The sequence below is a fragment of the Neobacillus niacini genome (assembly GCF_019749295.1).
Lineage (GTDB): Bacteria > Bacillota > Bacilli > Bacillales > Cytobacillaceae > Neobacillus > Neobacillus niacini_D.
The window spans coordinates 288,499-305,975 of record NZ_JACWFG010000008.1; the positions used below are offsets into that span (position 1 = coordinate 288,499).

Annotated in this window: 17 protein-coding genes and 1 other annotated feature; of the genes, 16 read left to right on the forward strand and 1 reads right to left on the reverse strand. The window is 39.5% G+C overall.

What is annotated here, in order from left to right:
* The first annotated feature begins 32 nt into the window (after positions 1-32).
* Positions 33-959: an ABC transporter ATP-binding protein gene (locus H0184_RS12935; RefSeq protein ID WP_221825697.1), complete on the forward strand. Its 927-nt coding sequence runs from the start codon at positions 33-35 to the stop codon at positions 957-959.
* Positions 952-1,902: an ABC transporter permease gene (locus H0184_RS12940; protein WP_221825700.1), complete on the forward strand. Its 951-nt coding sequence runs from the start codon at positions 952-954 to the stop codon at positions 1,900-1,902. Before H0184_RS12935 ends, H0184_RS12940 begins: the two co-directional genes overlap by 8 nt.
* Before the next feature lie 28 nt (positions 1,903-1,930).
* Here H0184_RS12940 and H0184_RS12945 read toward each other — a convergent pair whose 3' ends face one another.
* Positions 1,931-3,202, reverse strand: a complete 1,272-nt coding sequence (locus H0184_RS12945; protein WP_221825703.1) for a replication-associated recombination protein A — start codon at positions 3,200-3,202, stop codon at positions 1,931-1,933.
* Positions 3,203-3,351: 149 nt separating this feature from the next.
* Between H0184_RS12945 and cymR the strand changes: the two genes are divergently transcribed.
* The 14 genes from cymR to mltG all read left to right on the forward strand — a co-directional run bounded on the left by cymR (position 3,352) and on the right by mltG (position 17,307).
* Positions 3,352-3,771: a cysteine metabolism transcriptional regulator CymR gene (cymR, locus tag H0184_RS12950; protein ID WP_221825705.1), complete on the forward strand. Its 420-nt coding sequence runs from the start codon at positions 3,352-3,354 to the stop codon at positions 3,769-3,771.
* Between the two features lie 44 nt (positions 3,772-3,815).
* Complete coding sequence (locus H0184_RS12955) at positions 3,816-4,958, forward strand: cysteine desulfurase family protein (protein ID WP_221825710.1); 1,143 nt, start codon at positions 3,816-3,818, stop codon at positions 4,956-4,958.
* 36 nt (positions 4,959-4,994) lie between these two features.
* The gene (gene mnmA, locus H0184_RS12960; RefSeq protein WP_221825713.1) at positions 4,995-6,113 is read left to right on the forward strand and encodes a tRNA 2-thiouridine(34) synthase MnmA; all 1,119 of its coding nucleotides are present in this window, start codon (positions 4,995-4,997) and stop codon (positions 6,111-6,113) included.
* A 120-nt stretch (positions 6,114-6,233) separates the two neighbouring features.
* The gene (locus tag H0184_RS12965; protein WP_221825716.1) at positions 6,234-6,887 is read left to right on the forward strand and encodes a tetratricopeptide repeat protein; all 654 of its coding nucleotides are present in this window, start codon (positions 6,234-6,236) and stop codon (positions 6,885-6,887) included.
* Between the two features lie 33 nt (positions 6,888-6,920).
* Positions 6,921-9,338 carry an SF1B family DNA helicase RecD2 gene (gene recD2 / locus H0184_RS12970; RefSeq protein WP_221825718.1) on the forward strand — a complete coding sequence of 806 codons (2,418 nt, stop codon included), beginning with the start codon at positions 6,921-6,923 and terminating at the stop codon, positions 9,336-9,338.
* 33 nt (positions 9,339-9,371) lie between these two features.
* Entirely contained in the window at positions 9,372-9,848 is a 477-nt protein-coding gene (locus tag H0184_RS12975; RefSeq protein ID WP_221825720.1) for a PRC-barrel domain-containing protein, read from the forward strand.
* Positions 9,849-9,860: 12 nt separating this feature from the next.
* The gene (locus H0184_RS12980) at positions 9,861-10,052 is read left to right on the forward strand and encodes a hypothetical protein (RefSeq protein WP_221825722.1); all 192 of its coding nucleotides are present in this window, start codon (positions 9,861-9,863) and stop codon (positions 10,050-10,052) included.
* Positions 10,053-10,133: 81 nt separating this feature from the next.
* Positions 10,134-10,268: a YrzQ family protein gene (locus H0184_RS12985; protein WP_221825725.1), complete on the forward strand. Its 135-nt coding sequence runs from the start codon at positions 10,134-10,136 to the stop codon at positions 10,266-10,268.
* Between the two features lie 94 nt (positions 10,269-10,362).
* Entirely contained in the window at positions 10,363-11,448 is a 1,086-nt protein-coding gene (locus tag H0184_RS12990; RefSeq protein ID WP_221825728.1) for an AI-2E family transporter, read from the forward strand.
* A 44-nt stretch (positions 11,449-11,492) separates the two neighbouring features.
* Positions 11,493-11,709: a binding site (T-box leader), on the forward strand.
* A 65-nt stretch (positions 11,710-11,774) separates the two neighbouring features.
* Positions 11,775-14,408, forward strand: coding sequence for an alanine--tRNA ligase (alaS, locus tag H0184_RS12995; RefSeq protein ID WP_221825730.1), 2,634 nt, complete (start codon positions 11,775-11,777; stop codon positions 14,406-14,408).
* A 111-nt stretch (positions 14,409-14,519) separates the two neighbouring features.
* Positions 14,520-14,786 carry an IreB family regulatory phosphoprotein gene (locus H0184_RS13000; protein ID WP_221825951.1) on the forward strand — a complete coding sequence of 89 codons (267 nt, stop codon included), beginning with the start codon at positions 14,520-14,522 and terminating at the stop codon, positions 14,784-14,786.
* Between the two features lie 3 nt (positions 14,787-14,789).
* The gene (ruvX, locus tag H0184_RS13005; RefSeq protein ID WP_221825753.1) at positions 14,790-15,206 is read left to right on the forward strand and encodes a Holliday junction resolvase RuvX; all 417 of its coding nucleotides are present in this window, start codon (positions 14,790-14,792) and stop codon (positions 15,204-15,206) included.
* 12 nt (positions 15,207-15,218) lie between these two features.
* On the forward strand, positions 15,219-15,509 hold the full coding sequence (locus H0184_RS13010; RefSeq protein ID WP_063251383.1) for a DUF1292 domain-containing protein: 291 nt from the start codon (positions 15,219-15,221) through the stop codon (positions 15,507-15,509).
* Positions 15,510-16,170: 661 nt separating this feature from the next.
* Complete coding sequence (gene mltG / locus H0184_RS13015) at positions 16,171-17,307, forward strand: endolytic transglycosylase MltG (protein WP_221825756.1); 1,137 nt, start codon at positions 16,171-16,173, stop codon at positions 17,305-17,307.
* The last annotated feature ends 170 nt before the right edge of the window (positions 17,308-17,477 follow it).

A 17,477-nucleotide genomic window follows, 5' to 3' on the forward strand; every position in this document is an offset into this window, starting at 1 on the left:
GGTTAAACTTGATGGGGAGAGGGGGTCGTAGTTTGGAATCAATTGTAGTTTTAAAAGAAGTCACAAAAGTAATTAAAGGAAGAACGATAATAGATAATATCAGTTTTGAAGTAAATAAAGGTGAAGTATTCGGATTTCTAGGACCAAATGGAGCAGGTAAAACAACCACTATTCGAATGATTGTTGGCTTGATGGATATTACTTCAGGAGATATCACGATAGGTGGCAGCAGTATAAAAATGAAGTTTGAAGACGCAGTGGGACATGTCGGAGCCATCGTTGAAAATCCGGAAATGTACAAATTTTTGAGCGGCTATCAAAACCTTATACATTACGCGCGGATGGTAAAAGGGATTTCGAAGGAAAAAATCGATGAGACAGTAAAACTTGTGGGCTTATCGGATCGAATCCACGATAAAGTCAAGACCTACTCCCTGGGCATGCGGCAAAGATTAGGATTGGCGCAATGCCTTTTGCATGATCCCAAGGTGTTGATTCTCGACGAGCCGACTAACGGACTAGATCCTGCAGGAATAAGAGAAATCCGTGATTACATCCGTCGCCTTGCAAGGGAAAGAAATATGGCAGTGATAGTATCAAGTCATATCCTTTCTGAAATGGAAATGATGTGTGATCGAATTGGGATTATCCAAAATGGACGCCTCATTGATGTTCAAATGATACAGGAATTTGTACACGGAACTAGTGCAAGCTTTGAGTTTGAGGTTATTCCTAGTGAGAAAGCTATAACCCTCCTGAACACCAACTTTCCTAAAATCCCTGTAACACATTCTCGAAATGGTATTACTATGGAACTTGCAAAAGACGAGGTTCCTGCAATGGTAAAGGTGTTTGTTGAAGAAGATATTCAAGTGTTTGGAATTAGAGAAGTTTCCAAAACATTAGAGGACCGCTTCCTTGAAGTGACGGCCGAAAAGGGGGCTAGCGATCATGATTAATTTAATTCGTAATGAATTAATGAAAATATTCAGAAGACCTGGTACATATGTAATGATTGCGATACTAGTTGTGATTGTCTCTGTCACCGGGATATTTATGAAATATAATTTGGTTGAAGAAGAACCTAATGTGACCGAAGAATGGAAACCAGTCTTGCAGCAGGAAAACGAAGCATTGAAAAAGCAATTAGAATCTAGTCCAGTAAAGCTGGAACAGGATTATTATAAAAAACAAATTGCCATCAATGAGTACAGGATTGAGCATGATATTCCATTTAGAGAAAAGTATAATGTTTGGTCATTTGTCAAAGACAGTTCAGAGCTTATTTTATTAGCAGGTTTATTTACGATTGTGGTCTCTGCTGGGATTGTTGCCAGTGAATTTAATTGGGGAACGATTAAGCTGCTGCTAATCCGCCCCATAAATCGAAGTAAAATATTATTATCAAAGTATTTAACTGTTTTATTGTTTGCACTGTTAATGGTAGGTATTTTATTTGGTTTTTCAGCATTGCTTGGCGCACTACTATTTGGGCTGCCAGAGCAAACACTTCCGTATTTGAATTATTTCAATGGAAGGGTAACAGAGCAGCACATTGTCGTTTATTTAATAAATTATTATGGATTAGGTTCGATTGAGATGATTATGCTGTCAACAATGGCATTCATGATTTCATCTGTTTTCCGAAACAGCTCATTAGCGATCGGGTTATCTTTATTTTTAATGTTCACTGGAGGACAATTTACAGCTCTTCTATCTATGAAATTTGATTGGGCAAAATACATTTTATTTGCTAATACCAATTTAATGCAGTATATCGAGGGAACACCTCTGTTAGAGGGAATGACGATGACATTCTCTGTCATTATGCTCATCATCTACTTCGTAATTTTTCAATTTTTGGCTTTCTATGTTTTCAAAAAGAGAGACGTTGCTGCTTAAAAAGAAAACCTCTGGGATTCTCCAGAGGTTATTTTTTTCGAGTTAATTTCTCGTAAACCGCTGCAAGAGCTTGTTCAAATTTTCCGGTTTTCTTGGGGTGGTAATATTGTTTATTCTTTAGTTTGTTAGGAAGATATTGTTGAGGAACCCAGCCAGATTCATAATCATGTGGATAGAGGTAGCCTATTCCTCTTCCTAGTTCTTTTGCGCCTTTATAATGAGCGTCACGCAAATGATCAGGCACTTCCCCTATGTTTCCTTTTTGAATATCTGCGAGAGCTTCGCTAATTGCTATTACCGCAGAGTTAGATTTAGGTGATAAACATAACTCAATCACGGCATTCGCCAAGGGAATTCTGGCCTCAGGAAAACCGATTCTCTCACAGGTTTCAATTGCTGCTAATGTCCGTGCACCTGCCTGTGGACTGGCAAGACCAACATCTTCGTAGGCGATTACGAGTAACCGTCTGCTAATGCTTTGTAGGTCACCGGCTTCAATTAATCTTCCGAGATAATGAAGAGCTGCATTTACATCACTTCCGCGAATTGATTTTTGAAAAGCAGAAAGGACATCGTAGTGCCCATCACCATCTTTATCGGAGCCATAACTTTTCTTTTGCATGCATTCTTCAGCAGTTTTTAAATCAATATGGATGACTTCTTTTTCATCTTTGTCGGTTGAGAGAACTGCCAGTTCTAGTGCATTTAAAGAACTGCGGACATCACCGTTCGATGCAGTGGCAAAATGAGTTAATGCCTCATCTGTAATCTCTATTCTAAGCTTTCCGTAACCACGTTCCTCGTCCTTTAGGGCAGTGAATAATGCTTGTTTAACTTCGTCTGGAGTTAAAGGCTTGAGTTCGAAAATTTGACACCTGCTCCGAATCGCAGGGTTAATGGCATGATAAGGATTGCTGGTGGTTGCACCAATGAGTGTAATCATTCCATTTTCTAAAAAAGGCAATAAGAAATCCTGTTTTCCTTTATCAAGACGATGGACTTCATCGAGGAGCAGAATTACTTTTCCTGACATTTTTGCTTCAGCAGCGACGATTTCCATGTCTTTTTTGTTGCTGGTGACTGCGTTTAGCGTACGAAACGCATATTTCGTACTGCCGGCGATGGCGCTGGCAATAGAGGTTTTTCCTATACCAGGCGGTCCATATAGTATCATCGAGGTAAGCTGTTTTGCTTTTACCATCCGGGCAATGATTTTATCATCTGCCACTAGGTGCTGTTGTCCCACGACTTCTTCAATTGTTCTAGGTCGCATTCGAAATGCTAGCGGCTTCTGCTGCATAATCCATCTCTCCAAGCAAATATAAGTTCCCTTTAACTCTACCATTTTCTCCTGGAAAAGCATATTAAAGTACAATATGATATAATTGCTAATGCCTATCAAATTACTGTGTATATAAAAAGTGAAATAAAATAATAGAGGTGTTACAAATGAGAATATCAACAAAAGGACGCTATGGTCTAACGATCATGATTGAGCTTGCTAAAAATCATGGAGAGGGGCCAACTTCACTAAAGTCTATTGCTCAAGCAAACGACCTTTCAGAACATTATTTAGAGCAGCTGATTGCTCCATTAAGAAATGCTGGTCTGGTTAAAAGTATCCGTGGTGCTTATGGCGGTTATATCCTTGCGGATGCGCCTTCCAAAATAACGGCAGGAGATGTTATTCGTGTACTAGAAGGACCGATAACACTCGTAGAAGGAATCGAGAATGAGGAGCCTGCACAGCGTGAGCTTTGGATACGTATACGTGATGCAATTAAATCCGTTCTTGACCATACTACTCTTGAAGATCTAGCAAGTCATAGCAATGATGAGGAAATTGATGGTTATATGTTTTACATTTAATGTTAAAAGTAGAATAGAGAATTATTTTGATTGAAGGTGGAACGATGGAAAGAATCTATCTCGACCATGCTGCTACCACTCCGATGCACCCTAGGGTAATTGAAAAAATGATGGAGGTTATGAACCATAACTATGGAAATCCATCCAGTATTCACTCATTCGGAAGAGAAGCAAGACATTATATTGACTTGGCACGAGAAACCTTGGCTAAGAGTATTGGCGCTAAGGAAAATGAAATTGTTTTTACAAGCGGCGGTACAGAAGCAGATAATATGGCCTTATTTGGCGTTGCTGAAAGCTATCAGCATAAAGGGAAGCATATCATTACGACTCAAGTTGAACACCATGCTGTACTCCATGCCTGTCAGCGCTTAGAAAAGATGGGATACGAAGTAACCTATTTGCCTGTAGATAAGACAGGAATCGTTTCTATTAATGACCTCAGTGAGGCTCTAAGGACTGATACTATTCTTGTTTCTATTATGTACGGAAATAATGAAGTAGGAAGTATTCAGCCTATTAAGGAAATTGGCGGGCTTCTCAAACCTCATCAGGCCTTGTTTCACACTGATGCCGTTCAGGCCTATGGGATTGAAGATATCGATGTGAATGAGCTTAATGTCGATTTATTATCCGTTTCTGCCCATAAGATTAACGGACCTAAAGGGACTGGATTCCTATATGTACGTGATAAGGTAAAATTAGTCCCGCGTGCTTATGGCGGTGAGCAGGAACGGAAAAGACGTGCTGGTACGGAAAATGTAGCGGCAATTGTCGGTTTTCAGACGGCCGTACAAATTGCAACTGAAGAACGTTTAAGCAATAGAGAAAAGTATCAAGGATTTAAGAAAACCTTTATTAATCAATTGAATAAACAAAATGTAGACTTTTCCATAAACGGATTGCTTGAACATTCACTGCCACATGTATTAAACTTAAGCTTTCCGGGAACGAACGTGGAAGCAATGCTGGTAAACCTTGATTTAGCTGGAATAGCTGTTTCAAGCGGTTCTGCCTGTACTGCGGGTTCAATTGAACCTTCACACGTCCTGGTTGCCATGTTTGGTAAAGAATCAGATGTATTGATCAATTCAATTCGTTTTAGCTTTGGTTTTACTGCCACTGAAGACCAAATCATTAAAACAGCTGATGAAACAGCAAGAATTGTAACACGTCTGAAAAAATAAATGAGAGACATTTTTAAGGTTAGAGAGGTGAGAACAATGGAAAAAAGAGAACCTAAGGATATACGAGTTGTTGTTGGTATGTCGGGAGGCGTTGACTCCTCAGTTGCTGCGCTGTTGTTAAAACAGCAAGGCTATGATGTCATCGGAATCTTTATGAAGAACTGGGATGATACTGATGATAATGGATTCTGCACGGCAACTGAAGACTATAACGATGTGATTCGTGTCTGTAATCAGATTGGGATTCCCTATTATGCTGTTAACTTTGAAAAACAATACTGGGACAAGGTATTTACCTATTTCTTAGATGAATATAAGGCTGGTCGAACTCCAAACCCTGATGTCATGTGTAATAAGGAAATAAAATTCAAAGCCTTTTTAGAGCATGCAGTTAAATTAGGAGCCGATTATTTAGCTACAGGTCATTATGCTCAAGTAGAATACCGTGACGGAGAATACAAAATGCTCCGCGGGAGAGACGAGAATAAAGACCAAACGTATTTCTTAAATCAATTGAATCAGGAACAGTTAAGTAAAGTCATGTTCCCAATTGGTAATCTCGAAAAGTCAAGAGTACGTGAAATTGCCAAAGAAGCTAATTTAGCGACGGCGACGAAAAAAGACAGCACAGGAATCTGCTTTATTGGGGAGCGTAACTTTAAAGAATTCCTTGGTCAGTACCTTCCAGCTCAGCCAGGAAACATGGAAACAATGGATGGAGAGGTCAAGGGCAGGCATGATGGCCTGATGTACCATACTATTGGGCAGCGCCATGGATTAGGAATTGGCGGTTCAGGCGAGCCCTGGTTTGCGATTGGCAAGGATTTAAAAAGAAATATTCTTTATGTTGGACAAGGATTTCATAATGAAATGCTGTACTCGGACTCAATCATTGCTGATAATGTAAGCTGGGTTTCTGACCGAGAGAAACCAGCAGAGTTTGCATGTACAGCAAAGTTCCGTTATCGTCAGGAAGATAGTAAAGTGACGGTACAGATTATGGATGACAATAAAGTCAAAGTTATCTTCGACGAACCCATTCGTGCGGTAACTCCTGGACAAGCTGTTGTATTTTACAATGGTGATGAATGTCTTGGCGGCGGTACCATCGATGAAGTTTATAAAAATGGACAACGTTTAACATATGTCGGTTAAAATGACCCTGATTCCATCTGGAATCGGGTTTTTTGTTCGTAAATAATAGACTATCGCCTTCTATACGGAAAATGGATTGATTTATGGTATACTCTAAAATTAGAACGGAGTGATATTAACATGGATAAAAACCAATTAGGTGTTCAATACATGCAAGAAGGCAAGTGGGAAGAGGCTGCGAAAATCTTTAATGAAGTTATTGAGGAAAATCCAACAGACCCGATTGCTTACATAAATTTTGGTAACGTGCTTTCTGCTGTCGGTGATGACGAGAAGGCATTGAAATTTTACGAAAAAGCTATTCAATTAGAAGAAAATACAGCAGCCGCTTATTATAGTGCTGGTACTATTTATTTCAGCAACGATAAGTTTGACCAGGCTAAAAATATGTTTGAATTGGCAATGAAAAAAGGCCTGCACAGCAGTGATAATTATTTCATGCTGGGTTTAACCCTTGTACAGCTTGATCAGGGTAAATTCGCACTGCCTTACCTCCAAAGAAGTGTAGAACTAAATGAAGAGGATGCAGAAGCACGTTTTCAGTATGGTCTCTGTCTCGCTCAGCTGGAATTAATCGATGAGGCAATTGTTCAATTGGAGAAATGTTTGGAATTAGATCCTGAACATAGTGATGCATATTATAATTTGGGTGTATCATATGCATTCAAAGAAAATACAGCTAAAGCTTTAGCGATGTTTGATAAAGCGCTCGAGATTCAGCCAGATCATCTTTTGGCAGGACACGCGAAAAAGTTGATTGAAACAGCAAGATAATTTCATAAAAAGAAAGAAAGGAGGAAGCACCCCATGGATAAGCAAAGCTCACTTGATTTATTTGCCGAGCAAGGAAAGTTCGTAAAAGGAAAACATCTGGTGACCATTTTTCATAATGAGCAAAATCTTTACACGGTATTAAGAATTCGTGTAGAAGAGACCAATCATGAGTATGATGACAAGGAAGCGGTAATCACCGGCTATTTTCCAAAAATACATGAGCAGGAAACTTATATTTTCTTTGGTGAATTTAAGGACCATCCGAAGTTTGGCATGCAATTCCAAACCAAGCATTTTCGTAAGGATATTCCGCAGACAAAACAAGGTGTGGCAGCATATTTATCAAGTGAATTGTTTAAAGGGATTGGTAAGAAAACAGCAGAAAACATTGTTGAAACATTAGGAGAAAACGCGATTACGAAAATTTTAAATCAGCCCTCCCTGCTTGATTCTGTTCCAAAGCTTCCTCCAGATAAGGCGAAAATGCTCTATGATACTTTGATGGAGCATCAAGGCCTCGAGCAGGTGATGGTTGCCTTAAATCAATATGGCTTCGGTCCGCAATTATCTATGAAAATGTATCAGACCTATAAAGATGAAACCCTAGATATTATTCAAAAGAACCCTTATAAGCTTGTGGAGGATATCGAGGGGATTGGCTTTGGCAGGGCAGATGAGCTGGGTTATCAGCTTGGTATTTCTGGAAATCATCCAGACAGGATTAAAGCGGCATGTTTGTACTCACTTGAAAACGAGAGTATGCAAACAGGACATGTATTTGTTCATGCGGAGGATTTACTGATACAGGTTAAAAATCTGTTGGAAGAAAATAAACGCGACCAAATTGAATTTACCGATATTTCTACAGAGATAGTGAAACTCGAAGAAGAAGGAAAATTAATAGGTGAAGAAAAACGGGTTTATTTGCCTTCGCTTTATTTTGCAGAAAAAGGCCTTGTCACAAGTATTAAAAAAATTCTCGAACAAACACAATACAAGGATCAATTTCCTGAATCAGAATTTTTGCTGGCGTTAGGCAATCTTGAGGAAAGACTAAAAGTACAATATGCACCAACCCAAAGAGAAGCCATCCAGACAGCTTTAATGTCTCCGATGCTAATTTTAACAGGAGGTCCTGGTACAGGTAAAACCACTGTTATTAAAGGGATTGTTGAGCTATATGCTGAGCTGCATGGCTGTTCATTAGAGCCAAAGGACTATCATAAAAAGGATGAACCCTTTCCATTTTTGCTCGCTGCCCCGACAGGAAGAGCAGCCAAAAGGATGACTGAATCAACCGGTCTTCCTGCCGTAACCATTCATCGCCTTCTCGGCTTTAATCGGACAGAGGGATTTGACCTTGAAGATGCCAGCCCATTGGAAGGCAAAATTCTTATTGTGGATGAGTCCTCTATGTTAGATATCTGGTTAGCACATCAATTGTTTAAAGCACTGCCAGATAACATTCAGGTTATTCTAGTTGGTGATGAAGATCAGCTTCCGTCTGTAGGTCCTGGCCAAGTACTGAAGGATTTATTGAGATCAGAGGTTGTTCCTACCGTAAGATTAACGGATATTTATCGTCAGGCTGAAGGGTCTTCGATTATAGAACTTGCACATGATATTAAAAAAGGCTATTTACCAGCGAATGTTACGATGAAGCAGCCAGACCGTTCTTTTATTAAATGTTCAACAGTCCAAATTCCTCAGGTGATTGAAAAAGTTGCGCAGAATGCCAAGAGTAAAGGATATTCAGCAAAGGATATACAGGTGTTGGCACCGATGTACAGAGGGCCTGCAGGTATTGATCGCCTAAATGTTTTATTGCAGGAAATTTTTAATCCCAACCAGGATGGATCCCGGAAGGAAATTGTATTTGGTGAAGTGAAATATCGTATTGGTGATAAGGTCCTGCAGCTTGTAAATCAGCCGGAAAGTAATGTTTTTAATGGAGATATTGGAGAAATCATTTCAATCATCTATGCAAAGGAAAATACGGAAAAACAAGATATGATATACGTTTCCTTCGAAGGAAACGAAGTCGAATATACACGACAGGACTTAAACCAAATTACGCATGCCTACTGCTGTTCGGTACATAAATCTCAGGGAAGTGAGTTCCCGATTGTTATCCTTCCCATCACCAGAAGCTATTTTCGAATGCTGCGAAGAAACCTTATCTATACAGCCATTACTAGAAGTAAACAATCTTTAATCCTTTGTGGTGAGGAAGAAGCATTAAGAATGGGCGTCGAAAGAGCAGATGAGCAAAGCAGGCAAACGACCCTATCTCCAAAGCTTCAAGAAATGATATCAGTCAACAGAACAACATCCAAAGAAGAAGAATCTGATCAGGATTCTGACCTATCTGCGGAGGAAAAATTAATGCAGGTGCATCCAATGATTGGCATGGAAAACACTTCACCTTATGATTTCATGGTGAATGACTAACACTATAAATGTTCACAGGAGGTGGGACACTCTTTGCGAACATTTTCGTTATTAAAAGGACAGCCAGTCTTTGAAAACCGTACTGGAGAAAAAATTGGTGAAGTTACTGATTTGTGTATCAGTAACGAAGGGGTCGTGAAAGGCCTTTTGGTCAAGAAGGGCGTTTTCTTTAAGCAAACCTACTTTCTGGACATTCAAGATGTAGCATCTTTTGGCTGGGATGGGGTTATGATTGAAGAGGATAATCACCTAGAAAAACTTAAAACAAATCCAGAATATACATTAAACCACCAACACTCCCTAAGTGGAAAAATGCTGTTATCAAAGAGCGGAGAGTCACTTGGATTGTTACAGGACGTATATTTTCATGAAGAATTGGGCACAATCGTAGGGTACGAAATTACGGATGGTTTCTTTTCAGATATAACAGAAGGGAAACAGATTGTACAATCCGAGAAGCCCCCTGCGATCGGAAAGGATGCCATCATCGTAGACGTAAATCATACGTGAGGTGTTCTTTTCATGTTCAAGTGTCCCAATTGTCAGAGCAAGGATATCGGTAAGATTGGAATTAACCAATATTATTGCTGGAATTGTTTTATTGAATTGTCTCTTGCCAAAGGCGTAATCAATACCCATCAAGTCGAAGAAGATGGTACACTCAGTTCCTTAGATGACTTGTTTGAAGAAGAAGAGCGTCGTTACACCATATAAAGTGGAAACACTTATGTACTGAAGGAAGACAGTAAGCACAAAACTAAAGAGCACTGTCAAACTACAGAAGAGGTGAGACGTATGAATAAAGTTATGACTTCCGTTGTTGCATTTGGTGTTGGAGTGGCGGCATATAATATTGCACAGAGAAACAACATGATGTCTGGCCGTCAAATGAAACGAATGTCAAGAAAAGTAAAACGTGCTTTATTCTAAGATGTATCCCCCTCCTAAAAGAGGGGGATTTTTGCTCTATGTATAAATCCGGTATTTGTCTCTAAGAATAAAGTTAATAAGGAGGCACGTATCGTTGGATATTCGGGTTAAATGGTTTTATCGAATCGGTTTTTTGCTTCTTTTACTCATCGCACTTTTTGTGTTTTTAAAGATTAGGTTTGTTTGGCTGCCTATTGTTAGGGTAGCAATCGTGATTATCCTGCCTTTTTTTATCGGAGGATTTATTACCTACTTACTTCACCCAATCGTTGAAAAACTTCATGAAAAAGGCTTGCATCGCGGACTCGCAATCTTTCTGATATATTTTCTCTTTTTCGGCGGGATTGGTTTAGCACTTTACAAAGGCATTCCTGTATTTATATCACAAGTAAGAGACCTTGCGGAAAGTGCACCCGTTCTTGCTGAGCAATACAGAAACTGGATAAGAGACCTTCAGTCGCATACGCGGGAATGGCCGGATGGTCTTCAGGACCAATTAAACGAAGGAATCATTGGTTTTGAAAAAAGATTAGACTCACTGCTTAATGTGATTGTCGATTCTCTGCTGAACTTCTTGAATTTTGCGTTTGCCATTATGATTATCCCTTTTATTGCTTTTTATATGTTAAAGGATTTTGGCCTCATAAAAAGAGCAGTATGGTATTTAACACCTAAAAAATGGCGTAGAACAGGAACACGATTCCTTAAGGATATTGATGAATCTCTTGGAAGCTATATTCGAGGACAGCTTCTAGTTTGTCTTATTATCGGGAGTCTTTCCTCCATTCTATTTTGGGTTTTTCATTTAAAGTATCCTCTGCTTTTAGGTATGATTATTGGGGTCACAAATGTAATCCCTTATTTTGGGCCAATCATTGGGGCTGTACCCGCCGTAATTATTGCGGCCACCAGCTCAGTAAAATTAGTAATCATAACCATTGCCATTGTATTTGTCCTGCAGTTTTTAGAAGGAAATATTTTATCTCCCTATATCGTGGGTAAAAGCCTACATATGCACCCGTTAATGATTATGGTTGCTTTAACAGCTGGCGGAGAAATTGGAGGAATCCTTGGAATGATTGTTGCTGTCCCTGTTCTCGTTGTCCTAAAAGTCAGCATTATTCATGCCAAGAATCATTTTATGCACGAAAAAGTGAAAGAACCTGCCCCCTCTGATTGACAAACGTTTTTCGTGTGGCTATAATCCCTTTATAGAATATTTTGGATAACATGTTGAAGGATCAAGTATGTTGTAGTCCATCTCTCAGAGAGGAGCTTCCTTGGCTGTAAGAAGCTCTAGATGAAGGATAACAGAAAGCTAGTCCGGAGTGCAGCTAACCACTGCCGTTATTGCCGCGTTAAGGCATTATTTGAGAGATGAGCACTTATGTTTTTGTGTTCATAATCAGGGTGGTACCGCGAGTTAGCTCTCGTCCCTGTTAGGGATGAGGGCTTTTTTGTGTTCTTTTTTAACTTATATTGGATAACCTAAGGGAGGGTAAAAATATGAAATACTTAACTGGTTCAGAAATTCGCAAAATGTATTTAGATTTTTTTCAGGAGAAAGGGCATGCTGTTGAACCAAGCGCGCCGCTTGTTCCTCATGAAGATCCATCTTTATTATGGATTAATAGTGGTGTTGCAACGTTGAAAAAATACTTTGATGGCCGGGTTATCCCTGATAATCCAAGGATTACAAATGCTCAAAAATCAATTCGTACCAATGATATCGAAAATGTTGGAAAAACAGCACGCCATCATACTTTTTTCGAAATGCTTGGTAACTTTTCTATTGGTGAATACTTTAAAGAAGAAGCAATAGTGTGGGCATGGGAGTTTTTAACGGATAAAAAATGGATCGGCTGGGACCCTGAACTTCTTTCCGTTACCATTCATCCGGAGGATCATGAAGCATTTGAGCTTTGGAATAAAAAGATTGGGGTTCCAGAGGAGCGAATCATTCGACTTGAAGGGAACTTCTGGGATATTGGCGAAGGTCCAAGTGGTCCGAATACAGAAATCTTCTATGACCGCGGGCCAGATTACGGGGATGATCCAAATGACCCGGAATTATACCCAGGCGGCGAAAATGAACGCTATCTTGAAGTTTGGAATCTTGTATTTTCACAGTTTAATCATAATCCTGACGGCACTTATACACCACTGCCAAAGAAAAACATTGATACAGGTATGGGCCTGGAAAGAATGGCTTCCGTTGTTCAAAACGTTCCGACTAACTTTGATACAGATTTGTTTATCCCTATTATCAGAGCGACTGAAGAAATCTCAGGTGTGAAATATGGTGAGGATAAAGAAAAGGATACAGCATTTAAAGTAATTGCTGACCACATTCGTACCGTTGCCTTTGCTGTCGGTGATGGTGCATTACCTTCAAATGAAGGACGTGGATATGTTTTACGCCGCTTACTGCGCCGTGCAGTCCGCTACGCAAAACAAATAAATATCAATCGTCCTTTTATGTATGAGCTTGTTCCTGTGGTAGGCGAAATCATGCACGACTTCTATCCGGAGGTTAAGGACAAGACTGATTTTATCCAGAAAGTGATGAAGAATGAAGAAGAACGCTTCCATGAAACTCTACATGAAGGCTTAGCTATACTAGGCAATGTTATTAAAAAAGAAAAGGAAAAAGGCAGCGATACGATTTCTGGTAGTGATGTTTTCCGTCTCTATGATACTTACGGATTCCCAGTTGAATTGACAGAGGAATATGCAGAAGATGAAGGTATGAAGATTGACCAAGCTGGGTTTGAAACAGAAATGGAATCTCAGCGTGAACGCGCTCGTGCTGCTCGTCAAGATGTTGATAGTATGCAGGTTCAAGGTGGTATACTTGGAGACATTAAGGTAGAAAGCGAGTTTGTAGGTTATGACCAGCTTCAAACTAACTCCACAGTTGCTGCCATCGTTAAAAATGGTGAATTAATTGAGGAAGCGTTCAGCGGCGATGAAGTACAGATAATTCTTGATGTTACTCCATTTTATGCTGAGAGCGGCGGGCAGATTGCAGACCATGGTATGATTTTTGCGGATGGTGTTGCACTTGCTGTTAAGGATGTTCAAAAAGCTCCAAACGGACAAAATCTTCATAAAGCAGTGGTGGAGTCTGGAATAGTAAAAACTGGTGCAAAGGTGACGGCAACTGTTAATCAGGAGAATCGAGTTCAAATTATTAAAAATCATACTGCGACTCATTTGCTCCACCAGGCATTGAAGGATGTATTGGGAACGCATGTTAACCAAGCAGGGTCATTAGTAGAACCAGATCGTCTGCGTTTTGATTTCTCTCATTTTGGTCAAGTAAAGCCAGAAGAATTAGAGGAAATTGAAAGAATCGTGAACGAGAAAATTTGGAAAAACATCGAAGTGAATATTAGCCTCAAACCTATTGCTGAAGCAAAAGAAATGGGGGCAATGGCTCTTTTCGGTGAGAAATATGGAGATATCGTTCGTGTTGTTAAAGTAGGAGATTATAGCTTAGAGCTTTGCGGCGGCTGTCACGTACCGAACACTTCTGTGATTGGACTATTTAAAATCGTTTCTGAAGGCGGAATTGGTGCAGGTACAAGGAGAATTGAAGCTGTGACAGGTGAATCAGCTTACCAATTGATGAATGACCAGGTAGCTTTATTAAAGGACGCGGCTGACAAATTAAAAACTAATCCTAAGGAAGTTGTTAACCGTATTGAAGTTTTAATGGGTGAAATCAAACAACTTCAGCGTGAAAACGAATCACTTGCTGCGAAATTAGGGAATATTGAAGCTGGCAGCCTTGTATCAAAAGCTAAGCAAATTGATGGTATAACTGTTTTATCTGCAAGAGTTCAAGCATCTGATATGAATAATCTTAGAAATATGGCTGATGATCTGAAGCAAAAAGTCGGATCGGCTGTTATCCTTCTAGGAAGTGTCAATGAAGGGAAGGTTAATTTAATCGCTGCTGTTACTAAGGATTTAATTGACAAGGGATATCATGCGGGTAAATTAATTAAAGAAGTTGCAACACGCTGTGGTGGAGGAGGCGGAGGCCGTCCAGATATGGCTCAAGCTGGCGGTAAAGATCCAGAAAAACTTGATTCTGCCCTGCAATTCGTTGACGAATGGGTAAAATCAATTTGATAATGAGACAAAGTAGTGTAATATATAGGTAACTAGAAAAGCGGAAGCGCCTAGGCGCTGGAGCTAAACACAGACAGTTATCTCCTCTACTAAAACTGCGAGGTGCATATGATGAGCTCATTTGATAAAACGATGAGATTCAATTTTCCTGAAGATCCGTTTGAACATGACGTCAATGATGTTCTTCTTCAAGTATACGAAGCCTTACAGGAAAAAGGGTACAACCCAATTAATCAAATCGTCGGCTATTTACTATCCGGTGATCCTGCTTATATTCCACGGCATCGCGATGCTAGGAATATCATTCGCAAACTTGAACGAGACGAGATTATTGAAGAATTGGTAAAATCTTATTTAAATCAACGACGTGAGGGTTAAGTAATGCGGATAATGGGATTAGATGTAGGCTCTAAGACAGTTGGTATTGCCATTAGTGATGAACTTGGCTGGACTGCACAGGGCCTTAAAACCCTTAAGATTGACGAGGAAAAAAATAAGTTTGGTTTTGAAGAAATTGGTCAATTAATAAAAGAGTATGGGATCACTCAAGTTGTCATTGGTCTGCCAAAGAATATGAATGGTTCTATTGGCCCCCGTGGTGAAGCCAGCCAGCGATACGCCGAACAAATTGAAAATCAATTTTCAGTTTCAACCATTTTATGGGACGAGCGTTTAACTACTATGGCAGCAGAGCGGGTTTTGCTTGAAGCAGATGTCAGTCGTAAAAAGCGAAAAAAGGTAATAGATAAAATGGCAGCTTCGATGATTCTACAAGGCTATCTTGATAGCAAAAATTAATGAGGTGAAGTTATGGAACACGGAGAAAATCAAATTACAATTGTAGATGAAAAAGGTAATGAACAATTATGTGAAGTACTTTTTACATTTGAATCAGAGGATTTTGGCAAGTCGTACGTTTTGTTTCAACAAGTAGGCGGAGTGGAAGACGATGAAGAAGGTCCTGAAATTCATGCATATGCCTTCAATCCTAATGATGAAGATGGCGAAGGTGAATTAATCCCAATCGAAACTGAAGAAGAATGGGATATGGTAGAAGAAATGCTTAATACCTTCTACGACGAGCAAGAAGACGAAGAATAAGAACAAATCAATCTTGGTGCAGGTTACAGGTTTGTTACGGATTGCAAAATCCTATAATATAACTACAACAAAATTTGCACCCTAGTTTTTAATGGCTCAGTTCCTATACTGGGCCATTTTTTGTTTTCTATAACTTGGTATTCAATTAACTGAGTCGTTAGTAGACCAAGTACTTCATATTTCGGATTTTACAGATATTATTCCGAACGAAAGATGCCCGCCATCCTCAATATTGAACATCGACGGGAATCATTCGGAACGAAAGTTGCCCGCCGACCCCAATATTGAACATCGACGGTAATCATTCCGAACGAAAGATGCCCGCCACCCCCATTATTGAACATCGACGGGAATCATTCGGAACGAAAGATGCCCGCCACCCTCAATAATGAACATCGACGGGAATCATTCCGAATGAAAGATGCCCGCCACCCCCAATTTTAAACATCAACGGTAATCATCCTGATTAATGATGTAAGAGAAAATGGATCTGTAGAGTGAGGGCGCTTTGGTATGTAGTGAAGTGAAAACGCTTCAACTTTTCGTGAAAAATTGACATTTTTCGCTGTATATGCTGAAATAATATCTGATACGCTATTTATTAATGAATAAAAAGAGTTTTAAAGATATATGTTTCTGGGCTTATGGGAGGGGCAATTAGATGTCAACAGAAGAGACAAACTCGAAAAAAGCGGTAATACGCAAGAAAATGCTTGAGCATCAAAGTGAAGCAAGAATTGTTCGCAGGATTGTTTTAATAATTACAATCGTGGCCATATTGATACTCGTCTTTATCGGCGGAGGGGGCTATCTCTACATCAAGTCAGCACTGCAGCCTGTTGACAAGGATAGTAAAGTTCAGACAAAGGTAGAAATCCCAATAGGATCTTCCGTGACAGGAATATCAGAGAAATTAGAGGCAAGTGGAATTATTAAAAATGCTAAAGTCTTTAAATACTATGTGAAATTTAAAAATGAAGCAGGGTTTATGGCTGGGGAATATGAACTGAGTCCATCAATGGAGATACCAGAAATTATTAATCGTTTGAAGACCGGTAAAGTATTGCAAAAGGCTGCTTTCCAGCTGACCATACCAGAAGGTAAACAGTTAAAGGAAATTGCTCAAATTATCGCTAAGGCTGTTAACCTGCCAGAAGAAGAAGTATTTAATCAATTAAATGATAGGACCTTCATCCAAAAGATGATGGCGAAATTTCCTGATTTATTAACAACAGACATACAAAATCCAAACATTAAGTACCCGCTAGAGGGTTACTTATTCCCGGCAACCTATCCATTCTACAAGCCGAATCCGACTGTAGAAGAAATGGTTGTTACTATGCTCGAACAGACTAAAAAAGTGATCACGCCGTATTTAGCTGAGTTTAGTGAGGAGGAAGAGTTTACCGCACACCAGTTATTAACGATGTCCTCCTTGATTGAAGAAGAGGCAACTGCAAAGGCGGATCGCAAAAAAATATCTAGTGTATTCTATAATCGCATAGAACAAGGTATGCCTCTGCAGACAGACCCAACAGTTCTTTACGCTCAAGGAAAACATAAGGAACGGGTGCTTTATGAGGATCTAGAAGTGGAATCCCCATATAATACTTACAAACATAAAGGGCTTCCTCCTGGGCCAATAGCAAATGCAGGTAAGGATTCGATTGAGGCAGCAGTACAGCCCGCAGATACAAAACATTTATATTTCCTTGCTACACCAGAAGGAGAAGTTCTTTTTACAAACACATTAGATGAACATAATGCTGCAAAAGCAGAGCATATTACCAACCAATAATAATTAACAAAGTATCAGGGGGGAAATGGTTTTCTTTCCTCCTTGATTGTGTTAAAATAGTTCAAGTGTTTTATGAGCAGATAATAGCGTTTCTTTGAACGCTATTTTTTCATGTCTATAAAGCAGTAAATTGGTTACAATGCTTTTAATAGCTAGAGGCAGGTGATGGC

Bases quoted from the DNA above. Each gene is read 5' to 3' on its own strand.
- H0184_RS12940 (WP_221825700.1), top strand. From the start codon at position 952: ATGATTAATTTAATTCGTAATGAATTAATGAAAATATTCAGAAGACCT.
- H0184_RS12945 (WP_221825703.1), bottom strand. From the start codon at position 3,202: ATGCAGCAGAAGCCGCTAGCATTTCGAATGCGACCTAGAACAATTGAA.
- cymR (WP_221825705.1), top strand. From the start codon at position 3,352: ATGAGAATATCAACAAAAGGACGCTATGGTCTAACGATCATGATTGAG.
- H0184_RS12955 (WP_221825710.1), top strand. From the start codon at position 3,816: ATGGAAAGAATCTATCTCGACCATGCTGCTACCACTCCGATGCACCCT.
- mnmA (WP_221825713.1), top strand. From the start codon at position 4,995: ATGGAAAAAAGAGAACCTAAGGATATACGAGTTGTTGTTGGTATGTCG.
- H0184_RS12965 (WP_221825716.1), top strand. From the start codon at position 6,234: ATGGATAAAAACCAATTAGGTGTTCAATACATGCAAGAAGGCAAGTGG.
- recD2 (WP_221825718.1), top strand. From the start codon at position 6,921: ATGGATAAGCAAAGCTCACTTGATTTATTTGCCGAGCAAGGAAAGTTC.
- H0184_RS12980 (WP_221825722.1), top strand. From the start codon at position 9,861: ATGTTCAAGTGTCCCAATTGTCAGAGCAAGGATATCGGTAAGATTGGA.
- H0184_RS12985 (WP_221825725.1), top strand. From the start codon at position 10,134: ATGAATAAAGTTATGACTTCCGTTGTTGCATTTGGTGTTGGAGTGGCG.
- alaS (WP_221825730.1), top strand. From the start codon at position 11,775: ATGAAATACTTAACTGGTTCAGAAATTCGCAAAATGTATTTAGATTTT.
- H0184_RS13000 (WP_221825951.1), top strand. From the start codon at position 14,520: ATGAGCTCATTTGATAAAACGATGAGATTCAATTTTCCTGAAGATCCG.
- ruvX (WP_221825753.1), top strand. From the start codon at position 14,790: ATGCGGATAATGGGATTAGATGTAGGCTCTAAGACAGTTGGTATTGCC.
- H0184_RS13010 (WP_063251383.1), top strand. From the start codon at position 15,219: ATGGAACACGGAGAAAATCAAATTACAATTGTAGATGAAAAAGGTAAT.
- mltG (WP_221825756.1), top strand. From the start codon at position 16,171: ATGTCAACAGAAGAGACAAACTCGAAAAAAGCGGTAATACGCAAGAAA.